1 protein-coding gene is annotated in these 2,698 nt (G+C 73.5%); it reads left to right on the top strand.

Features of this window, described 5'->3' with window-relative positions:
- The coding region (locus tag ABTY04_RS40715; protein WP_352218472.1) for a type I polyketide synthase at window positions 1–2,698 on the top strand (2,698 nt) is incomplete at both ends.

Below are 2,698 nucleotides of genomic sequence, written 5' to 3' on the forward strand. Positions count from 1 at the left end.
CGCCGCCTGCGACATGGGCGACCGGGACGCGGTCGCGGCACTCCTCGCCTCCGTCCCCGCAGACCGGCCGCTGACCGCCGTCGTGCACACCGCCGCCGTCCTCGACGACGGCGTCATCGAGGCACTCACCCCCGAGCAGGTCGAGCGCGTCCTGCGGGTCAAGGTCGACGCCACGCTGCACCTGCACGAGCTGACCCGCGACTTCGACCTGTCCGCGTTCGTCCTCTTCTCCTCCTTCGCCGCCACCTTCGGCGCCCCCGGCCAGGGCAACTACGCGCCGGGCAACGCGTTCCTCGACGCCTTCGCCGAGTACCGGCGCGCCGCCGGACTACCCGCCACCTCCCTCGCCTGGGGCCCGTGGGGCGACGGAGGCATGGCCGAGGGCGCCGTCGGTGACCGGATGCGCCGCCACGGCGTCATCGAGATGGCTCCCGAGCGGGCCGTCAGCGCACTCCAGCACGCGCTGGACCGCGACGAGACCACCCTGACCGTCGCCGACATGGAGTGGAAGCGCTTCGTCCTGGCCTTCACCTCCGGTCGCGCCCGGCCGCTGCTGCACGACCTGCCCGAGGCGCGGCAGGCCCTGGAGCACGCCCGCACCGATGCGGCCGAGGACACCGGCAATGCCGCCGTCCTCACCCGGCAGCTCGCCGGGCAGCCGGAGGCCGAGCAGGAACGGCTGCTGCTGGAGGTGGTCCGTACCGCCGTCGCCGCCGTGCTCGGCTACGCCGGGCCCGACGCCGTCGAGGCCGGACGGGCCTTCAAGGAGCTGGGCTTCGACTCCCTGACCTCCGTCGAACTGCGCAACCGTCTGAACGCCGCCGCCGGCCTCAAGCTGCCGCCCACCCTCGTCTTCGACTACCCGACGCCCACCGTCCTCGCCCGCCACCTGCGGGCCGAGCTCGCCGGGCAGAGCGGGCTCGGCGCCACGCCCGCACCGGCGGCCGCGGCCTCCGCGTCCGACGCCGAACCGATCGCCGTCGTCGCGATGAGCTGCCGCTTCCCAGGCGGCGTCCGCAGCCCTGAGGAACTGTGGCAGCTGCTCGTCTCCGGCGGCGACGCCCTCTCGCAGTTCCCCGCCGACCGCGGCTGGGACGTCGAGGCGCTGTACGACCCCGACCCCAACGCGCAGGGCACCTCCTACACCCGTGAGGGCGGCTTCCTCTCCGACGCGGCCGCCTTCGACCCGGCGTTCTTCGGGATCTCCCCGCGTGAGGCCCTCGCTATGGACCCGCAGCAGCGCCTGCTGCTGGAGACCTCGTGGGAGGTTTTCGAGCGGGCCGGCATCGACCCGGACGCCCTCCGCGGCAGCCAGTCAGGCGTGTTCGTCGGGACCAACGGCTCCGACTACTCCCACCTCGTACGGGGCGCGGCCGACGGTCTCGAAGGACACCTGGCCACCGGCAGCGCGGGCAGCGTCGTCTCGGGCCGCCTCTCGTACACGTTCGGCCTGGAGGGCCCGGCGGTCACCGTCGACACGGCCTGCTCGGCATCGCTCGTGGCGCTGCACCTGGCGGTGCAGGCCCTGCGGAACGGCGAGTGCTCCATGGCCCTGGCCGGCGGTGTGACGGTCATGTCCACGCCCGGCACCTTCATCGAGTTCAGCCGCCAGCGAGGTCTGTCCACCGACGGCCGCTGCAAGGCGTTCTCCGCCGACGCGGACGGGTTCAGCCCGGCCGAGGGCGTCGGCATGCTGCTCGTGGAGCGGCTGTCGGACGCACGGCGCAACGGACACCCGGTGCTGGCCGTGGTCCGGGGTACGGCCATCAACCAGGACGGAGCCTCCAACGGACTCACCGCCCCGAACGGCCCGTCCCAGCAGCGCGTCATCCGCCAGGCCCTGGCCAACGCCCGCCTGACGACCGCCGAGGTGGACGTCGTGGAGGCGCACGGCACGGGCACGACCCTGGGCGACCCGATCGAGGCCCAGGCCCTCCTGGCCACGTACGGGCAGGACCGGCCGGCGGACCGGCCGCTGCTGCTCGGCTCGATCAAGTCCAACATCGGCCACGCGCAGGCCGCCGCCGGTGTGGCCGGTGTGATGAAGATGGTACTGGCCATGCAGCACGGCGTGCTGCCGCAGAGCATCCACATCGCGGAGCCCACCCCGCACGTGGACTGGAGCGCGGGCGAGGTGGCCCTGCTGACCGAACAGCGGGCCTGGCCCGAGACCGGTGGCCGCCCCTGGCGAGCGGGAGTGTCGTCGTTCGGGTTCAGCGGCACCAATGCCCATGCCATCATCGAGCAGGCCCCGGTGGAACAGGGGTCCGGCGAGCAGGAGACCCCTGCGCCGTCGACCCCCCACCCCCTACTGACCGCGACGCTCCCGGACGACGCCGGTTCCGACCGGCCGGCCCCGCTGCCCTGGCCGCTGACCGCCAAGGGCGAGAAGGCGCTGCGCGGCCAGGCGGAACGACTGCTGAACCACCTCGCCACCCGTTCTGACCTGCGACGCGTCGATGTCGGCCACTCGCTGGCAACCACCCGCACGGCACACGGCCGACGCGCGGTTCTGGTTGGCCGGGACCCCGAGGAACAGCTCGTGGGCCTGGCCGCGCTGGCCGCCGGAGGCACCGCACCCCTGCTCGTCCAGGGGTCGGTCATCGGGGGCAAGACCGCGTTCGTGTTCCCCGGACAGGGGTCGCAATGGGTGGGCATGGCGGAGGCGCTGTTGGACGCTTCACCCGTGTTTGCTGCC

The sequence above is a fragment of the Streptomyces sp. NPDC097981 genome (assembly GCF_040302565.1).
Classification (GTDB): domain Bacteria; phylum Actinomycetota; class Actinomycetes; order Streptomycetales; family Streptomycetaceae; genus Streptomyces.